The sequence below is a fragment of the Candidatus Insignibacter tubulum genome (assembly GCF_056790205.1).
The window spans coordinates 557,769-574,246 of the sequence record NZ_CP199715.1 but is presented as its reverse complement, the minus strand read 5'-3'; the positions used below and the strand labels follow the sequence as shown (position 1 = coordinate 574,246).

15 protein-coding genes, 2 tRNA genes and 1 pseudogene are annotated in these 16,478 nt (G+C 31.0%); 11 read left to right on the top strand and 7 right to left on the bottom strand.

Translation table 11 applies throughout. From position 1 onward, the window contains the following. Nucleotides 1-3: 3 nt before the first annotated feature. Entirely contained in the window at nt 4-1,083 is a 1,080-nt protein-coding gene (gene prfA / locus ACUBP5_RS02440; RefSeq protein WP_482168066.1) for a peptide chain release factor 1, read from the bottom strand. Between the two features lie 705 nt (nt 1,084-1,788). Beyond that, complete coding sequence (locus ACUBP5_RS02435; protein WP_482168065.1) at nt 1,789-2,184, bottom strand: DUF4293 family protein; 396 nt, start codon at nt 2,182-2,184, stop codon at nt 1,789-1,791. A 171-nt stretch (nt 2,185-2,355) separates the two neighbouring features. On the opposite strand from ACUBP5_RS02435, the gene rho reads away from it, so the two are divergent. The 10 genes and pseudogenes from rho to ACUBP5_RS02385 form a co-directional block, all read left to right on the top strand. Then, nucleotides 2,356-3,957, top strand: coding sequence for a transcription termination factor Rho (gene rho, locus ACUBP5_RS02430; RefSeq protein WP_482168064.1), 1,602 nt, complete (start codon nt 2,356-2,358; stop codon nt 3,955-3,957). A gap of 186 nt (nt 3,958-4,143) precedes the next feature. Beyond that, nucleotides 4,144-5,541: an anthranilate synthase component I family protein gene (locus ACUBP5_RS02425; protein ID WP_482168063.1), complete on the top strand. Its 1,398-nt coding sequence runs from the start codon at nt 4,144-4,146 to the stop codon at nt 5,539-5,541. Next, nucleotides 5,542-6,126, top strand: coding sequence for an anthranilate synthase component II (locus tag ACUBP5_RS02420; protein WP_482168062.1), 585 nt, complete (start codon nt 5,542-5,544; stop codon nt 6,124-6,126). Between the two features lie 3 nt (nt 6,127-6,129). Next, nucleotides 6,130-7,116 (top strand): anthranilate phosphoribosyltransferase, encoded by a 987-nt coding sequence (gene trpD, locus ACUBP5_RS02415; RefSeq protein ID WP_482168061.1) that lies wholly within the window; start codon nt 6,130-6,132, stop codon nt 7,114-7,116. A gap of 14 nt (nt 7,117-7,130) precedes the next feature. Further along, the gene (gene trpC / locus ACUBP5_RS02410) at nt 7,131-7,910 is read left to right on the top strand and encodes an indole-3-glycerol phosphate synthase TrpC (RefSeq protein WP_482168060.1); all 780 of its coding nucleotides are present in this window, start codon (nt 7,131-7,133) and stop codon (nt 7,908-7,910) included. Nucleotides 7,911-7,914: 4 nt separating this feature from the next. After that, entirely contained in the window at nt 7,915-8,340 is a 426-nt protein-coding gene (locus ACUBP5_RS02405) for an META domain-containing protein (protein ID WP_482168059.1), read from the top strand. A gap of 4 nt (nt 8,341-8,344) precedes the next feature. Continuing rightward, complete coding sequence (gene trpF / locus ACUBP5_RS02400) at nt 8,345-8,956, top strand: phosphoribosylanthranilate isomerase (RefSeq protein WP_482168058.1); 612 nt, start codon at nt 8,345-8,347, stop codon at nt 8,954-8,956. Continuing rightward, complete coding sequence (gene trpB, locus ACUBP5_RS02395; RefSeq protein WP_482168057.1) at nt 8,953-10,146, top strand: tryptophan synthase subunit beta; 1,194 nt, start codon at nt 8,953-8,955, stop codon at nt 10,144-10,146. The genes trpF and trpB overlap by 4 nt, the downstream gene beginning before the upstream one ends. Beyond that, complete coding sequence (gene trpA, locus ACUBP5_RS02390; RefSeq protein WP_482168056.1) at nt 10,143-10,907, top strand: tryptophan synthase subunit alpha; 765 nt, start codon at nt 10,143-10,145, stop codon at nt 10,905-10,907. Before trpB ends, trpA begins: the two co-directional genes overlap by 4 nt. 391 nt (nt 10,908-11,298) lie before the next feature. Next, nucleotides 11,299-11,434, top strand: a pseudogene (locus tag ACUBP5_RS02385) (lipoyl synthase); the annotation flags it as partial. Between the two features lie 138 nt (nt 11,435-11,572). On the opposite strand, the gene ACUBP5_RS02380 reads toward ACUBP5_RS02385, so the two are convergent. The 3 genes from ACUBP5_RS02380 to rplU all read right to left on the bottom strand — a co-directional run bounded on the left by ACUBP5_RS02380 (nt 11,573) and on the right by rplU (nt 12,370). Beyond that, nucleotides 11,573-11,647 (bottom strand) — tRNA-Arg (locus ACUBP5_RS02380). A 72-nt stretch (nt 11,648-11,719) separates the two neighbouring features. After that, the gene (gene rpmA / locus ACUBP5_RS02375) at nt 11,720-11,971 is read right to left on the bottom strand and encodes a 50S ribosomal protein L27 (protein ID WP_482168055.1); all 252 of its coding nucleotides are present in this window, start codon (nt 11,969-11,971) and stop codon (nt 11,720-11,722) included. 72 nt (nt 11,972-12,043) lie between these two features. Further along, nucleotides 12,044-12,370 (bottom strand): 50S ribosomal protein L21, encoded by a 327-nt coding sequence (gene rplU, locus ACUBP5_RS02370; RefSeq protein ID WP_482168054.1) that lies wholly within the window; start codon nt 12,368-12,370, stop codon nt 12,044-12,046. Nucleotides 12,371-12,674: 304 nt separating this feature from the next. Here rplU and ACUBP5_RS02365 point away from each other — a divergent pair. Next, a tRNA-Arg gene (locus tag ACUBP5_RS02365) sits at nt 12,675-12,747 on the top strand. Nucleotides 12,748-13,105: 358 nt separating this feature from the next. Here ACUBP5_RS02365 and ychF read toward each other — a convergent pair. Then, nucleotides 13,106-14,197, bottom strand: a complete 1,092-nt coding sequence (ychF, locus tag ACUBP5_RS02360) for a redox-regulated ATPase YchF (protein ID WP_482168053.1) — start codon at nt 14,195-14,197, stop codon at nt 13,106-13,108. 61 nt (nt 14,198-14,258) lie between these two features. Then, nucleotides 14,259-16,454: a RecQ family ATP-dependent DNA helicase gene (locus ACUBP5_RS02355; protein ID WP_482168052.1), complete on the bottom strand. Its 2,196-nt coding sequence runs from the start codon at nt 16,452-16,454 to the stop codon at nt 14,259-14,261. Between the last annotated feature and the right edge of the window lie 24 nt (nt 16,455-16,478).

Here is a 16,478-nt window from a genome sequence, read left to right as displayed (position 1 = left end):
TTCTTACTCTTTGAGTCGTTCAGAATTTTCAGCTATTCTAAGCGCATCAATCATATCCTGAATTTTCCCATTCATAAATTCATCGAGCGAGTGTATGGATTTATAGATACGATGATCTGTAACTCTTCCCTGAGGATAATTATAGGTACGGATTTTAGCTGAGCGGTCTCCAGTAGAGACCAAAGATTTTCTCTCAGTAGCACGCTCCTGAGCTTTTTTAGTTAGCTCTATATGATGAATACGTGCGCGCAAAACGCCTAGAGCTTTCTCATAGTTTTTATGTTGTGATCGCTCCTCCTGACATTCTACTACTACTCCTGTAGGGATGTGTGTTAGACGAACGGCTGACTCAGTTTTATTCACATGTTGGCCTCCTGCTCCGCTTGAACGAAAAGTATCACGTTTAATATCATTAGAATTAATTTCGATCTCCACAGATTTTACCTCAGGTAAAACTGCTACGGTAATAGCTGATGTATGCACACGACCTTGTGATTCAGTCTCAGGAATTCTTTGCACTCTATGTACACCTGATTCAAATTTTAAAATACCATAAACACCCTCTCCCCTAACATTTAGGATAACCTCTCTATATCCTTTTGCAGTAGACTCTTGAGCGTTTATAATTTCATAGTTCCAGCCACGTTCTTTAAAATACATACTATACATACGTAATATGTTTTCTACAAAAATACAAGCTTCATCTCCTCCTGTACCTGCACGCAATTCTAAAATGACATTTTTATCATCTTCGGGATCTTTAGGAGTTAAAATCCACTGAATCTGAGACTCTATTTGTTGAATCTCTCGTAATAATTTATCCTTTTCTTTTTGTGCCATTTCTCTAAATTCTATAGTCTCTGAACTTTGAGAAATAATTTCCTTAGCCTCTTGTAGAGCCTTATATTTTTTCTTGTATACCTGATAGATATGTACCACATTATCAAGTTCTTTATACTGGCGAGAAAGCTGAATATAAAGTTTTTGATTGGAAATAACCTCCGGCTGAATAATTAGATTAGAAATTTTGTCAAATCGTTGTTTAAGCTCGGCAAGTTTTTCTGTTAAGGAACTTATTTTCATCTTTTAAGATACGTTTATCTACAAATATAATCAAGATTTCTCGGAGAGAATATTAGCTATGAGTATAGCTAAATTGGCTCATATATATAATTATACATAAAAAGAAAAATTCTTATCTTAATCAACTAATTTGATTTAGTATGCAAAATCAGTTTCTGATATATATATAAAACATTATAAAGTATGTTCATATAACTCTCTTTAGAGAGTTATATGAACATTATATATAAATCTTTACTTTTAATTAAAAAAGGGCCTTAAGGTTTTTTAATTATTATATGATATTTTAGAATACGTCAATGTTTTCTTTATTTTAGAAAAGTTAAGTAACTATAAACTTTTTTTAGATTAATTGATAATTTTAGTTTAATAAAGAAAATACATAAATAAAATTACGTATAGTATCACGTATAAAATATAAATACTTACTAATTCCTATAGTCTAGAGCTTTTTTAGATTTAAATTGTCTCTCATCACTTATATAATGTTGCGCCGCTATGTTCTAAAAAAGTTAAGGATATAGAATACAAAAAACTACTATTATATAATGCTATTGTAAACAATCTATGTAATTGTTATTTGAAATGCAGAAAAATTATAAATTTGATATGAAAATTTTAATAGACAAAAAATAATTATGGAATATAATATATTCCATTGTTTTTAAATGTTGCAAAAACAATGCAAAGATGTAAAAAGTCTGATTAACGTATTCGATCAGCAGATTTTACTAAGAATTCATCGTTATCTATAGCCCTACTAGCTAATAGAAAAAGAATAATTAAGACAATAAAGACGAAAATGAGATATACAAAAAATAATAACGGTCCTTGAGAAAGGAAATAAAAGAAAATAAAGATAAACGAGGCTATATTAATAAGTATATTAAAAACGTTTAATTTCAGTTGTAGTCGTCTTTTTCTAAAAGATAGCAAAGTCAAAAAAGATAAGGCTCCAGAAAAGGAAAAAAAATACTTTTTAAGTAGCGAAATCCTTACCCATTCTGGAGCTTTTACAAAAATCTGGAAATCATAAAAAGCTAAAAAAAAAGCAATAACTAAGGTAAAAAGCAAATAAAGAGTCTGAATTCTATAGAACATAATTGTATAGTAACTGTATAATATTAGACAAATTTACAAAGCTTTTTCACACAATTATAAATTAATTAGTAATATTACATCTTTCTAATACTTGCGCTGCAGCTATTATTCCGAGCTTCTACACATCACAGAAATACTTTTAAGATTAAAAATATAACTATTTCAAATTCTATGCTTGATACCACTGAGTTAAAAGAAAAGAAACTTATTGAATTGCAAGAAATTGCACGTTCTTTACAACTAAAAAAATGGGCTCAACTAAGAAAAAACGAACTACTAGAAAAAATCGTTAACTATAACAATACTAAAAATAAGGAAACGTTTACTAAGTCTAGGCCTGTATCGATAGCTATTGATAGTTCTTTTGAAACTAAAAAGCCTTTAAAAAGAACCTATTTTGATCAGAAAAAAACTCATTCCGAAGGTCAATTTTTACGAAATCAAAAAAATCGTTTTATTCACAATCATTATACTACTAAAGATAATAATCAAAATGTAAAAAATCACGATGAGATCCATAAAGGATATAAAAAATATAATGCACAATCATCTTCCGAGTGGCATAAAAACGAATCTACCGATACTTCTTCTAAAAACTTTGCATTAAACGTTAATACGATACATAGACAGAATAAATATAGAGCAACATATTATGAATTTGAAGGGATCGTAGCGAGTGAAGGAGTGCTTGAGATCATGCCTGAAAATTATGGGTTCTTAAGATCCTCAGATTTTAATTATCTTTCGTCTCCGGACGATATATATGTTTCACAATCTCAAATTAGGCTTTTTGGTCTAAAAACTGGAGATACAATAAGAGGAGAGATACGTCCACCAAAAGAAGGAGAAAAATACTTCCCTTTAATTAAGATTATAGAAATAAACGGCAGAGCACCATCTTATGTTAGAGATCGAGCTTCATTTGAGCATCTAACGCCTTTATTCCCTGAGGAAAAGTTTAAACTTTCTGATAAAAACGCTACTCTCTCGACACGTATTCTAGATCTCTTTGCACCTATAGGAAAAGGCCAAAGGGGGATGATTGTAGCTCCGCCTAAAGTAGGCAAAACTATGCTTTTAAAAGATATCGCTAATACTATAGCAGCTAATCATCCTGAGGTGTATCTAATTATTCTGCTGATAGATGAACGCCCTGAAGAAGTAACTGATATGCAAAGAAGTGTAAAAGCAGAAGTAGTAGCCTCTACCTTTGATGAATCTGCAGAAAGACATGTTAAAGTAGCAAACATTGTATTACAAAAAGCTAAACGTATGGTAGAATGTGGGCATGATGTAGTAATTCTTCTTGATTCCATTACCCGATTAGCACGAGCATATAATACAGTAGCTCCTGCTTCAGGGAAAGTTCTATCGGGAGGAGTAGATGCTAATGCCTTGCATAAACCTAAAAGATTTTTTGGAGCTGCTAGAAATATCGAGGACGGAGGATCGTTATCTATTATCGCTACAGCTATGATAGAGACAGGTTCAAAAATGGATGAAGTAATTTTTGAAGAATTTAAAGGAACAGGGAACATGGAGTTACAACTTGATAGGAAAATAGCTAATAAAAGAATATATCCTGCTATAGACTTAGTTTGTTCAAGTACACGTAGAGATGATCTATTATTAGATGCTACTACGCTTCAAAGAATGTGGATTTTACGTAAACATCTGTCAGATATGAATTCTATAGAAGCTATGGAATTTTTAAAAAACCGGATATCTAGAACCCAGAGTAATGAAGAATTTCTCATTTCTATGAATAGCTAGTGAAATATAGAGTGACAAATTTCTAGCTTTTTGAGTTTTTTTATTAAATTTGAGCCAGACTGTTAAAAAAAAATACTGAAGTATTGCATTGATATATTGTACTCATAAAAGACTGCTGTATCATCTTTATCTTACTTAGAAGAGCTTATCATATGATAAGCTTTTTTTATATAAAAATATTTAGATATGTTTATTTTTAAAAGCTTTCAAAAAAGTATGCTGGCTGACATCACAACTCCAGTAGAACTCTTCCTAAAATTAAGAGATATTTTCCCTAACACTTTGCTCCTTGAATGCTCTGATTACCGGGCAAAAGAAAATCATTCTTCTATTTTGTGTATAAATGCAGTAGCTGAGATTTGGGTAGATGATAAATTTGTAAAGAGTCGCTATCCAAATCATACAGAGGAAAAAATAAAATTAAAAAATGGGATTAATGCCCGTGAACTACTAGAAGATTTTATAAAAAAATTCCAATCAAAAAATAATATTCTACCCCATTCAGGGGTATACGGTTATATCGCTTATGATAGTATTCCTGAATTTGAGGATATTCATTTTAAAGCACCGATTAGAAAAGAATCAAAAGTACCCAAAATTCGTTTCAGTTTTTTTAAGCATCTGATTATCTTTGATCATTTTCACAATACACTAACTATTATCGCTCATACATTTTCAGATGATGAAAATCCTAATATTGATCAAATTATACATCTGATTAGCAATAAGAATGCTAGAGTATTCTCTTTTAAAGGTATTGGAGACCCCTCTTCTGATCTTACCGATCAAGAATACATATCTATGGTTTCTAAGGGGATCAAAGCTTGCAAGCTAGGAGAAGTTTTCCAAATTGTGCTCTCTAGGCAATATTCCCAAAAATTCAAAGGAGATGAATTCAATGTGTATCGAGCATTGCGCTCTATTAATCCTTCTCCTTATTTATTCTATTTTGATTATTCCGATTATAAGATATTTGGTTCTTCTCCTGAACCTCATTTGATTATCAAAGGAGATAAAGCTTATATATATCCTATAGCAGGCACAATACCTAGGTCAGGAGATGATGAAAGAGATAAAATTTCAGCTCAAACCCTGACAAAAGACCCTAAAGAAAATGCTGAGCATGTCATGCTAGTAGATTTAGCTAGAAACGATTTAAGTCGAAATTCATCAGAAGTTAAGATAGAACGCTATAAGGAAATTCAGTATTTTTCACATTTGTTACATATGGTTTCTAAAGTATCAGGGAAACTAGCTAAAAACAGCTCCCTTATGAAGGTATTTGCAGAGAGTTTCCCAGCAGGAACCTTATCAGGAGCACCGAAGTATAGAGCGATGGAACTTATTGATGCTCTGGAAAGTTGCTCTCGTGGAATTTATGGGGGTGCACTAGGTTTTTTTGGTCTTAATGGAGAAGTTAATACTGCAATTATCATTCGTACTTTTCTAAGTAAAAATTATACGCTTTTTTTCCAAGCAGGTGCTGGAATAGTGGTAGCTTCAAATGAAGAAAAAGAATTTCAAGAAGCAGCTAACAAACTCAAAGCACTTAAATCGGCTATTGTTTTAGCTGAAAATATTTAAATGAAAATGAAAAGAAAGAAAATATTGGTAATTGATAATTACGATTCATTCACTTATAATCTAGTGCATTTGCTAAAGGAACTTACAGAAGATGATATAGAGGTTTTCCGTAATGATCGAATTGCTTTAGAGAAAGTAGAATCATATGATAGGATAGTACTATCTCCTGGACCGGGACTTCCCAAAGAAGCTAATATTCTAAAACCCTTAATTAAGCACTATGCTTCTACTAAAAGTTTGTTAGGCGTTTGCTTAGGTCAACAAGCTATCGCTGAGGTTTTTGGGGGAAAATTATTAAATACTCAAAAAGTATATCATGGTGTTGCTAGCAAGATAAATATTATTGACAAAAAGGAAAAAATATTTAAAGGGTTATCTGAACCCATAGAAGTAGGTCGCTATCACTCTTGGGTAGTATCTCAAAAGGATTTTCCAAAAGATCTTATCATAACAGCAAGAGGGCCTGAAGGTGAAATCATGGCTCTTCGTCATAAAATTTATGATGTAACAGGGGTGCAATTTCATCCTGAATCGATATTAACTCCTCAGGGTAATGTGATAATGCGTAATTGGCTAAGTTCTTAAAAAATGACAGAGATCCTCACATATTTATTTAATCAAAATACACTTAGCTATCAGGAAGCTAAAAACTTATTAATCAATATTGCCAAAAATATTTTTTCTCCCTACCAAATTGCTGCTTTAGCTAGCATTTATAATATGCGAACTCCTGATATAGAAGAAATAAAAGGATTTCGCGAAGCGTTGTTAGAGCTATGTATAAAGGTAGACCTAAACGGGGTTAATGCAATAGATATAGTAGGGACCGGAGGAGATGGTAAAAATACGTTTAATATTTCTACCCTAGCTTGCTTTATAGTAGCAGGTGCAGGTGAAAAGGTAATCAAACATGGTAATTATGGTATATCTTCTGTAACAGGCTCTTCAAATCTTTTAGAATCACTCGGTTATATATTTACTGATGATATTGGACGTTTACAAAAAACTCTTGAAAGGGCTGGAATATGTTTTTTACATGCCCCTTTATTTCATCCACTATTTAATAATATAGCTTCTGTACGGAAAGGCATTAATACGAGAACCTTTTTTAATACCCTAGGTCCTTTACTTAATCCAAGTGATCCGAAACATCATTTTATTGGAGTAAATAATCTTGAGATAGCCCGGCTATATCATTATCTTTATCAAGATGATAATAAAAGTTATTCTATCATTCATAGTCTTGATGGTTATGATGAGATTTCTTTAACTGGAATTTTTAAATGTTATGACTTAAAGGGGGAATATTTATATTCTCCCGAAGAACTAGGGTTAACCAAGGTTTTCCCAGAATCCCTTATAGGGGGAGCAAATAACTACGAAAATAAGCGTATATTCGTAGATATTCTATCAGGGAAGGGTACTGCTTCTCAAAATGAGGTGGTATTAACGAATGCCGCTTTCGCTTTAAGAGTAATCAAACATGAGCCTTTTGAGGTAAGTTATTTACGGGCAAAAGAAAGCCTTGAGAGCCAAAAAGCAAAAAAAAGTCTCGAAAAGCTATTAAGCATTTAATAAATTTTTATGACATGAATATCCTTAAAAATATACTTATCACTAAGCAAAAAGAAATTAACAAAGAGCAACAAGAACGGCCTATTAAATTACTTGAAAAAAGCCCTTACTTTGAAAGAACAGTTTATTCTTTATCTAAAAAACTTAGAGAAAATACTATAGGAATCATCGCTGAATTCAAACGAGCCTCTCCCTCAAAAGGGATCATCAATAATAAAGTTTTAATAGAACAAGTAACTAAGGGTTACGAAAGGGCAGGAGCTCTTGGGATTTCTATAGTTACTGACAAAATTTATTTTAATGGACAAGATAAAGATTTAACTAAAGCTAGAGAGAGCGTTACACTCCCCATTTTATGTAAAGACTTTATTATTGATGAGTATCAAATTATAGCCGCTAAAGCCCTAGGAGCAGATCTTATACTATTAATTGCAGAAGCTCTCTCAAAAAAAAAACTTAAGGCACTTGCTAATTTGGCTAAAGAACTAGGTCTTGAGGTGATTATGGAACTTCATTCTAAAAAAGAACTTGATAAGATAAGTGAAAATATCAATCTTATCGGGGTAAATAATAGGGACCTTAAGACTTTTTCAGTAGATATTAAACATTCTGTTGAACTTTCTAATCAACTGCCCAAGGATTGGGTAAAGATTTCAGAAAGTGGACTTTATAAGCCGGAGAGTATAGCTTATTTGCAGAGGTTCGGATTTAAAGGGGTTCTTATGGGAGAGTGTTTTATGCGTTCTGAAGATCCAGGTAAACACTGCGAAGAATTTATTAAAAAAATTAATTAAAATCATGAAGAAATTATCATATCTTATCTCAGTAATGCTTTTATATGTTTTGGCAAGTTGTTCAGGAATAAAAAATTTCGTTATTTTTCCTCAATCTTATAAAAATCAATGGATATTAGAAACAGGGAATGCTAATATCAAAAATAATAACGTTTATTTAGCCTTTAATAAAAAAAAAAATTATGATTTCAAAGGGTTTACAGGATACTCTTACATATCAGGAAAGTATTATATGATAAAAGGATTTATTCGATTTTCGAGAATAGTTTCTGGAAAAAAATGTTGTCCTGAAAACAATAATATAAATTCTTCTTTTATTTCCCTGCTTTATAAAGCAGATCAAATACGAATCAAAAATAATATGCTCTATCTTTATAAGGGAAAGATATTATTACTAAAGTTTAGAAAAAAAACACGTAATAAAATATAGATTTTTGAAGATTAAAATATGTGGAATGAAATTTGCTGAAAATATCGCCGAGATATCTAAGCTTAACCCTGATTTTATGGGTTTTATATTTTATCGTAGATCTCGACGATTTATGAAGGGAACCCCAGCTAATAAATATCTAAAAGGCATAAAAAAAGTGGGGGTTTTTGTTAAGTCATCTCAAGAGGAGATTAAAAAACAAAGCGAGAAATACAGCTTAGACTATTTACAACTTCATGGGAATCAAACTACCAAGTTTTGTGAGAATCTTTATAAGAATGGGATGAAAATAATTAAAGTATTTGCTATAGATGACAATTTTTCTTTTAAAAGCATAGAAAATTATATGTCAAGCACTGAATACTTTCTTTTCGATACAAAAACTCCTGAATATGGAGGAAGTGGAAAGAAATTTTCCTGGGAAAAGCTTTCTGAATATAATTTTGATATCCCTTTTTTCCTAAGCGGAGGCATTGCTCCACAAGATGCTGAAATCCTAAAAAAGATTTCCCATCCACAATTCTTCGGAGTAGATCTCAATAGTTGTTTTGAATATGATACGGGATTGAAAGATTTTTTTAGACTTAAAAAATTTATGGAAATTATGCGCTCATGAATTTCCCTTTAATAGATAGAAAAGGCTTTTATGGAGATTTTGGTGGAGCTTTTGTTCCTGAAATATTATGGCCTGATATTGAGTATCTACAGAAAAATTACCGTAAAATTCTTAATGAGAAAGATTTTCAAGTAGATTTTCAAAGATTACTTATAGATTATGCAGGGCGCCCTAGTCCGTTATTCTTTAGTAATAAACTATCTAAAAAACATAAAGCTAGGATTTATCTTAAACGAGAAGATCTTAATCATACAGGAGCCCATAAGATTAATAATGCAATAGGACAAGCTTTGCTTGCTAAAAAGCTTGGGAAAAGCAATATTATCGCGGAAACTGGAGCAGGGCAACATGGAGTAGCTACTGCTACTGTTTGCGCACTCTTGGATCTTAAGTGTACAATATTTATGGGAGCAATCGATATAAAAAGACAGGCTCCTAATGTAGCAAGGATGAAAATGTTAGGAGCTAAGATAATTCCAGCTTCTGGAGGCAATCAAACTCTTAAAGATGCGGTTAACGCTGTACTACGTTACTGGATTAATAATCCTAATGCTTATTACTTAGCTGGATCAGTAGTAGGGCCACATCCTTATCCAGAAATGGTCGCCTATTTTCAATCAGTTATTAGTGAAGAGATTAAAAAGCAACTTCTTGAGAAAGAGGGTCGAGAAAAGCCGGATTATGTTATTGCTTGCATAGGAGGAGGAAGTAATGCAGCTGGAGCTTTTTATCATTTTCTAACAGATCTTTCTGTATCACTTATCGCTGTAGAAGCAGCAGGGTTAGGAATAAATACTGATCAAACAGCAGCTACTACTGTAAAAGGTTCTAAAGGAGTATTACATGGAAGTATGACATTAGTGATGCAAAATAAGGATGGACAAGTTATAGAACCTTATTCTATATCAGCAGGTCTAGACTACCCCGGTATTGGACCGATGCATGCTTATTTATTTCAAAGCCAACGCGCTAGATTTTTAAATATTACGGATAAAGAAGCCTTAAAAGCAGCTTATGAATTAGCTCAACTTGAAGGAATTCTGCCCGCACTAGAAAGTGCGCATGCAGTAGCTGCTTTATCAAAATTATCTCTCAAAAAAGAAGATCTAGTGATTTTAAATATCTCAGGGAGAGGAGATAAAGATATGGGAAATTACATTAAAAACATCAATCAATTTTCAAGAGGATGAATGCTATAGATAAACTTTTTAAGAATAAAAAAAATATTCTCAGCATTTATTTTACCGCAGGTTATCCAAAACTAGAGAGCACACAAGATTTGATAAAAATTTTGCAAAAAAATAAGATAGATCTTATAGAAGTGGGGATGCCCTATTCAGATCCTTTAGCTGATGGTCCCACTATTGAAAATAGTAATCAGAAAGCACTGAAAAACGGTATGCATATCTCTCTATTATTCTCGCAACTTAAAGCAATTAAAGATGATGTTTTAGTTCCATTGATTCTTATGGGTTATTATAATTCATTTCTAACATTTGGACCGGAAGCTTTTTTAATAAATTGCAAACAGGTAGGTGTATCAGGTATTATTCTACCTGATCTGCCTGTAGAAGTTTATGAAGAAAAATACCAAGATTTATTTATAAAATATGATATCGCCTTTATTCTTTTGATAAGTCCAAAAAGTTCTAATACTAGGATCATTAAACTAAGCAAGATTAGTAAAGGTTTTTTATATATAATGTCCTCTCTAGCTACTACAGGAGTTAAAAATAGTTTTGAAAAAGAACAAATAGATTTTTTTAAACGTATCAGAAAGTTAAACTTAAAAATTCCAACTCTTATAGGTTTTGGTATTTCTAATAAAGATTCATTTTCTCTAGCGTGTAAATATGCCCATGGAGGAATAATTGGAAGTGCTTTTATTAATATCCTCAAAGAAAAAGGCATAGAAAAAAAAATTGAAACATTTATAAAATCTATCGTTTAATATGATTATAATGTTACTATAAAACTATATAAAATAATAACTATAGATAAAAAACTTATTATAGTAAATATTTTATTAACTACTCTAATTAAGGTAATATTAAAAATCTGAACTGACTATTCCTTACTATTTTCTCCTTTTATAGATATAAAATTTTATTAAAAAATTATGGATTATATGCTTAAAATAACGTAATTAAAAGGATTCATATAATTTATAATATAAAGACTTAAGAATTCATAAATCCACAGATAAATTTTAGGTAATTTTTTTTTTTGTTTATATCCCTCTTACTAAAATCTAATTATAATACCAAATATCTTAGTTGTTAAGATATTTATCTTTTCGACTTGAGTTGCCTCTTTCTACTAGTAGAACAGAAAAATCATTATATATGAAAAAAAATGGTCAATCACGCATTAAAAGTGGTATTATGTTAGGTCTTGGAGAAAGAGAATTAGAAGTATTTGAAACTATGGAAGACCTTAAAAAGGCAGGAGTTGAAATTAATTACTATAGGACAGTATCACTAATCTTAGTAGGTATATTAATTTAATAATATATTTTATGTTTCTCTTATATATTTAAAGATCATGAATTTATCCCCATACTACTCGAAACAAATAAGCTTTAAGAAAAGGATAATAGAAGATATAACGGTTATGTGACCGGAGCGGGGTTCGAACCCGCGACCAACAGTTTAGGAAACTGCTGCTCTATCCTATCTGAGCTACCCAGCCAACTAATACTATAGCCCCCCCCTATTTTTAAATAATACTGTCATATTTAATGATTAGGGCAATTCATATTGGTCATATAGGAATGATAGATATATAAGATCGGTTTTTCTTCTTTTTAAATTTTACTATGCCCTTTTGGGTAGCATGTAGGGTATGATCTTTACCCATGAATACATAATCTCCCGGATGATGCCTTGTGCCACGCTGACGAACTATGATACTTCCAGCTTTAGCTTTTTGTCCTCCGAATATCTTTACTCCTAATCGCTTGCTTTTTGAATCGCGCCCGTTTCTCGAGCTCCCTACCCCTTTCTTATGAGCCATAAGACTTACTTTTTATAGATTATATACTCAGTATCTTCAAAATACATCTGATTTTTTTTATATAGTTTATGTTTACTTTTCAGACTCATCCTTCTCTATAGAAAGGATCTCTACCTTAGTAAATTTTTGCCTATGTCCATGTTTGAGTTTATAGCCCTTTCGCCTTTTTTTCTTAAAAATGATTACTTTATCTGCCTTTAGATGTGCAAGAACTTTCCCTTTTACATGCATTCCCTGTATAACAGGGAGGCCTATCGTAATTTGACCCTGATCATCAAAAAGAAAAATTTTATTAAAAATGATCTCGTCTCCCTCTTTTTGTTTTAAATGAGGGACATATACAAAACGACCCTGAGAAACTTTATATTGTATCCCCGATATTTCTACAATTGCATACATTGATGCACAATTTTTTTCTATGTGCCAAATATACAAACTTTGACTTTATAAAATAGATATTTCTAAGTTAATATAATACAACTATATATTTTTAAAAATGAGAAAACTAAACAATTATATAAGCTGTCAATAATAATATTTGCTATTTCTTTAGATTCAGATAGCTTTATAGATGGTTTTTATAAAGATAAATGCTTATCTATAAAATAAGATATAAAAAATTTCAATATATATTTTGCCTTTATAATAAAATGTTTTTTAAACTAATTATTGCTTAATTTTAAGTTCTACTTTAAAGTAGAAGGGCCTTGTAGTTTAATCGGAGAGAACATGGGATTCCGGTTCCCATAGTGAGGGTTCGGCTCCCTCCAAGGTCACAGTATTTATTACTTATTATACTTATATGAGTAAGTAATTAAATATACTTCAAAAAAGTATGAATAGTTTTTTCATGGGTAAATATATATATATTTTTATCTCTCATTTTATTCTAACGATAATATATATAATAAAAATGTTGAGGGAGATTAGAAAAATAAAGAATATGATTAATATAAAAAGCCTATGTTAATAGGTTTTATTAATTTAGATTCATATTATAAATAATTTCTAGTAAAAAAAAATAAGAAGCAGCTTATTTTATATAGTGTAGATAACTCTATATTATATAAATAATAATTATTATCTAGTTTTTGTTATTAACAAAAAATTATAAAATAAATAGATATAATATAATTAGATATTAAAACGAAAATGTATAATATCCCCATCTTCTACTAAATACTCTTTACCCTCTATAGATAGATATCCCGCTTCACGAGCTTTACTTTCAGAGCCAAAACGAACAAAATCATCATAGTGAATTACTTCAGCTCGAATAAACCCTTTTTCAAAATCGCTATGAATAACAGAAGCGGCCTGTCTAGCTGTCCATCCTTTGTGGATAGTCCAGGCACGCACTTCTTTCGTCCCTACTGTAAAATAAGTTTGAAGTTTAAGTAAACAATATATTTTGTGAATTAATTTATTCACACCTGGTTCTTGAAGATTAAGATCTTTAAGAAATAATGTCCTTTCTTCATAAGTAGTCAACTCAGCAATATCAGCTTCAGTTTGAACAGCTAGCATTAGCATTTGAGCCTTCTCAGAAATAGCCATAGATTGTACTTTATTTATATGGTTATTTCCTTTTATCAAACTTTTTTCATCAACGTTACAGACATATATTACAGGTTTAGAAGTTAAAAGTTGTAGATTTTTTAATTGTTCTTGCTCTTCTTTAGGGAAAGAAAAACTTCTAATATTTTCCCCATTATTAAGGACCTTGGAAATTTTCTCAAGGAATGTTAAAAATTTAAGTGCGGTCTTATCTCCTGCTTTACTTATTTTTTTTACTTTTTCTAACTTCTTAATAATAGTATCTAAATCCTTAAGCTGAAGTTCAATATCTACAATATCTTTATCACGAATAGGGTTTATATCTCCTTGTACATGTGCAACATTAGGGTCCTCAAAGCAACGTAATACATGGACAATAGCATCAGTTTCACGAATATTAGCTAAAAATTTGTTTCCTAATCCTTCACCTTTATGAGCTCCTTTGACAAGACCAGCAATATCTACAATTTCTATTGTAGTAGGTATTACATTTTTAGGATGGATTAATTCCTTAAGTCTTATAAGACGATTGTCTGAAACTTGAATAAAACCTATGTTAGGTTTTATAGTACAAAAAGGGAAATTAGACGATCTAGCTTTATTATTTGAGAGAATATTAAAAAGAGTGGATTTCCCAACATTAGGTAATCCTATGATACCACATTTCATTAAAAAACTAATTACTTAATAAAATTAAAACTTTATAAAAATAAAATAAATACAATATTCTCTAATTAGCTACTTCACTGGTGAAGTGTATACGTAAAAGTCGCATTTCCTCTTCAGTATATTCCTGAGCAAAAAAGGCTAATGCATCGCTTATTTTATCAGATTCGGCATTGATAAAATATTTAAAGACCTCATCGATATGATCTTGATCAAAATTATCCTTAAGATGATATGTAATATTCAAACGAGTGCCCTGATAAACAATACTTTCCATTTCGGAAATAAGTCCTTGTATACTTAATCCTCTTGCCTTTGCAATATCCTCTAAATGTAGTTTACGATCGATATTTTGAATAATAAAGACTTTATGAGTAGACTTGTTAACTAATTGTTTTATTACTAAATCTTCAGGACGAATAATTTGATTTTCTTCTACATATCTTGAAATTAAATCAATAAATTCCTTACCCCATTTTCTTGCTTTTCCTTCACCTACTCCATAAATTTTTTGTAATTCTGGAATACTAATGGGATAATGTATAGCCATATCATTAAGACTTGATTCTTGAAATATAGTAAAAGGGGAAATTTTGTTTCTATAAGCAATTTTTTGTGTTAGCTCCTTTAAAAGCTTAAAAAGTCTTTCATCAAAAGCTTCAATAGATGTTATAGAGTTTTTTAGATCTGTTGATTTTTGTATTTTATTATAGTCATGATCCTCAAATATCTCAAAATAATAAGGCGATTGCAAAAATTCTTTACCCTTATAGTTAATTTTTAAGTTACCGTAACTTTCTATCTCTTTTCTTATAAAATTATGTACAAGGGCTTGCCGAATTAATGATTTCCAAAAAAGCTCACCTTTTTCTTTACCTAGACCAAAAAAATGTTTTTTAGATAAGTTATTAATTTTAATTACTACGCTAGATCTTCCAAGAAGCACTTGAATAAGATCTTTTGTTTTGAGTTTTTGTTGTGTTTTTTGAATAATATCCAATAATTGAACGAGTTCCTTAGTAGCTTCTATCTTTTTTTTTGGATAACGGACGTTATCATCCATATCTGCTCCCTCACCGGTACTCATATCAAAATCTTCACCGAAATAATGTAACAGGTATTTCCGACGAGAAATTCCTGTTTCAGCATAAGATGTTACTTCTTCTAGCAACTGTGTAGCAGTTTCACGCTCAGCTACATTTTTATTAGACATAAATTTTTTTAACTTTTCAATATCTTTATAATCATAAAAAGCAATACATTCACCTATGTCTCCATCACGTCCAGCACGTCCCGTTTCTTGATAATAACTCTCTAAACTTTTAGATATATCATAATGAATCACAAAACGGATATTAGGCTTATCAATACCCATTCCAAATGCTATAGTAGCCACTATAACTTGTACCTGTCCCGATAGAAACATATCCTGATGTTTATTACGTAGTTTTAGATCTAACCCAGCATGGTAAGAGACAGCGTTGATACCATTAAGGCACAAAAGTTCAGTAAACTCTTCTACCTTTTTTCTACTAAGACAATAAATAATACCTGATAAAGTACTTGGACGCGATTTAACATATTTAATAATTTGCTTATCTATATTTACTTTGGGGCGTACTTCGTAATAAAGATTTGGGCGATTGAAAGAAGCTCTAAATACTTTAGCGTAATTCATACCTAAATTTTTTTGTATATCTTCTTGAACTTTAGGAGTGGCTGTGGCTGTGAGTCCTATGATAGGTGCCACTCCTACACGTTCGATTATAGTACGTAAATTACGATACTCGGGGCGAAAGTCATGTCCCCATTCGGAGATGCAATGAGATTCGTCTATAGCAAAAAAAGAAATGTTAATATTTTTAAGAAAATGCAAGTGTTCTTGCTTAGCAAGGGTTTCTGGCGCCATATAAAGTAACTTTGTAGTACCTGAGAGAACGTCAGTTATTACTTGTTTAACTTCAGATTTATTCAAGGAAGAATTTAGTACATGTGCTATACCTTTATGAACAGATATTCCTCTTATAGCATCTACCTGATTTTTCATTAGTGCGATTAGTGGAGAAATAACAATAGCTGTTCCTTTGCTAATTAAAGCGGGTAATTGATAACATAAGGATTTCCCCGCACCTGTAGGCATAATTACAAATACATTTTCTCCTTGTAACAAGCTATCTATAATCTGTTCTTGATAACCTCTGAAATTATCAAAACCAAAATATTGTTTAAGAGATAATCTTAGATCTATTTTATCAGACATATATACAAATATACCTATAAAACT

Coding starts and splice junctions, on each gene's coding strand:
- prfA (WP_482168066.1), bottom strand. CDS start 1,083: ATGAAAATAAGTTCCTTAACAGAAAAACTTGCCGAGCTTAAACAACGA.
- ACUBP5_RS02435 (WP_482168065.1), bottom strand. CDS start 2,184: ATGTTCTATAGAATTCAGACTCTTTATTTGCTTTTTACCTTAGTTATT.
- rho (WP_482168064.1), top strand. CDS start 2,356: ATGCTTGATACCACTGAGTTAAAAGAAAAGAAACTTATTGAATTGCAA.
- ACUBP5_RS02425 (WP_482168063.1), top strand. CDS start 4,144: ATGTTTATTTTTAAAAGCTTTCAAAAAAGTATGCTGGCTGACATCACA.
- ACUBP5_RS02420 (WP_482168062.1), top strand. CDS start 5,542: ATGAAAATGAAAAGAAAGAAAATATTGGTAATTGATAATTACGATTCA.
- trpD (WP_482168061.1), top strand. CDS start 6,130: ATGACAGAGATCCTCACATATTTATTTAATCAAAATACACTTAGCTAT.
- trpC (WP_482168060.1), top strand. CDS start 7,131: ATGAATATCCTTAAAAATATACTTATCACTAAGCAAAAAGAAATTAAC.
- ACUBP5_RS02405 (WP_482168059.1), top strand. CDS start 7,915: ATGAAGAAATTATCATATCTTATCTCAGTAATGCTTTTATATGTTTTG.
- trpB (WP_482168057.1), top strand. CDS start 8,953: ATGAATTTCCCTTTAATAGATAGAAAAGGCTTTTATGGAGATTTTGGT.
- trpA (WP_482168056.1), top strand. CDS start 10,143: ATGAATGCTATAGATAAACTTTTTAAGAATAAAAAAAATATTCTCAGC.
- rpmA (WP_482168055.1), bottom strand. CDS start 11,971: ATGGCTCATAAGAAAGGGGTAGGGAGCTCGAGAAACGGGCGCGATTCA.
- rplU (WP_482168054.1), bottom strand. CDS start 12,370: ATGTATGCAATTGTAGAAATATCGGGGATACAATATAAAGTTTCTCAG.
- ychF (WP_482168053.1), bottom strand. CDS start 14,197: ATGAAATGTGGTATCATAGGATTACCTAATGTTGGGAAATCCACTCTT.
- ACUBP5_RS02355 (WP_482168052.1), bottom strand. CDS start 16,454: ATGTCTGATAAAATAGATCTAAGATTATCTCTTAAACAATATTTTGGT.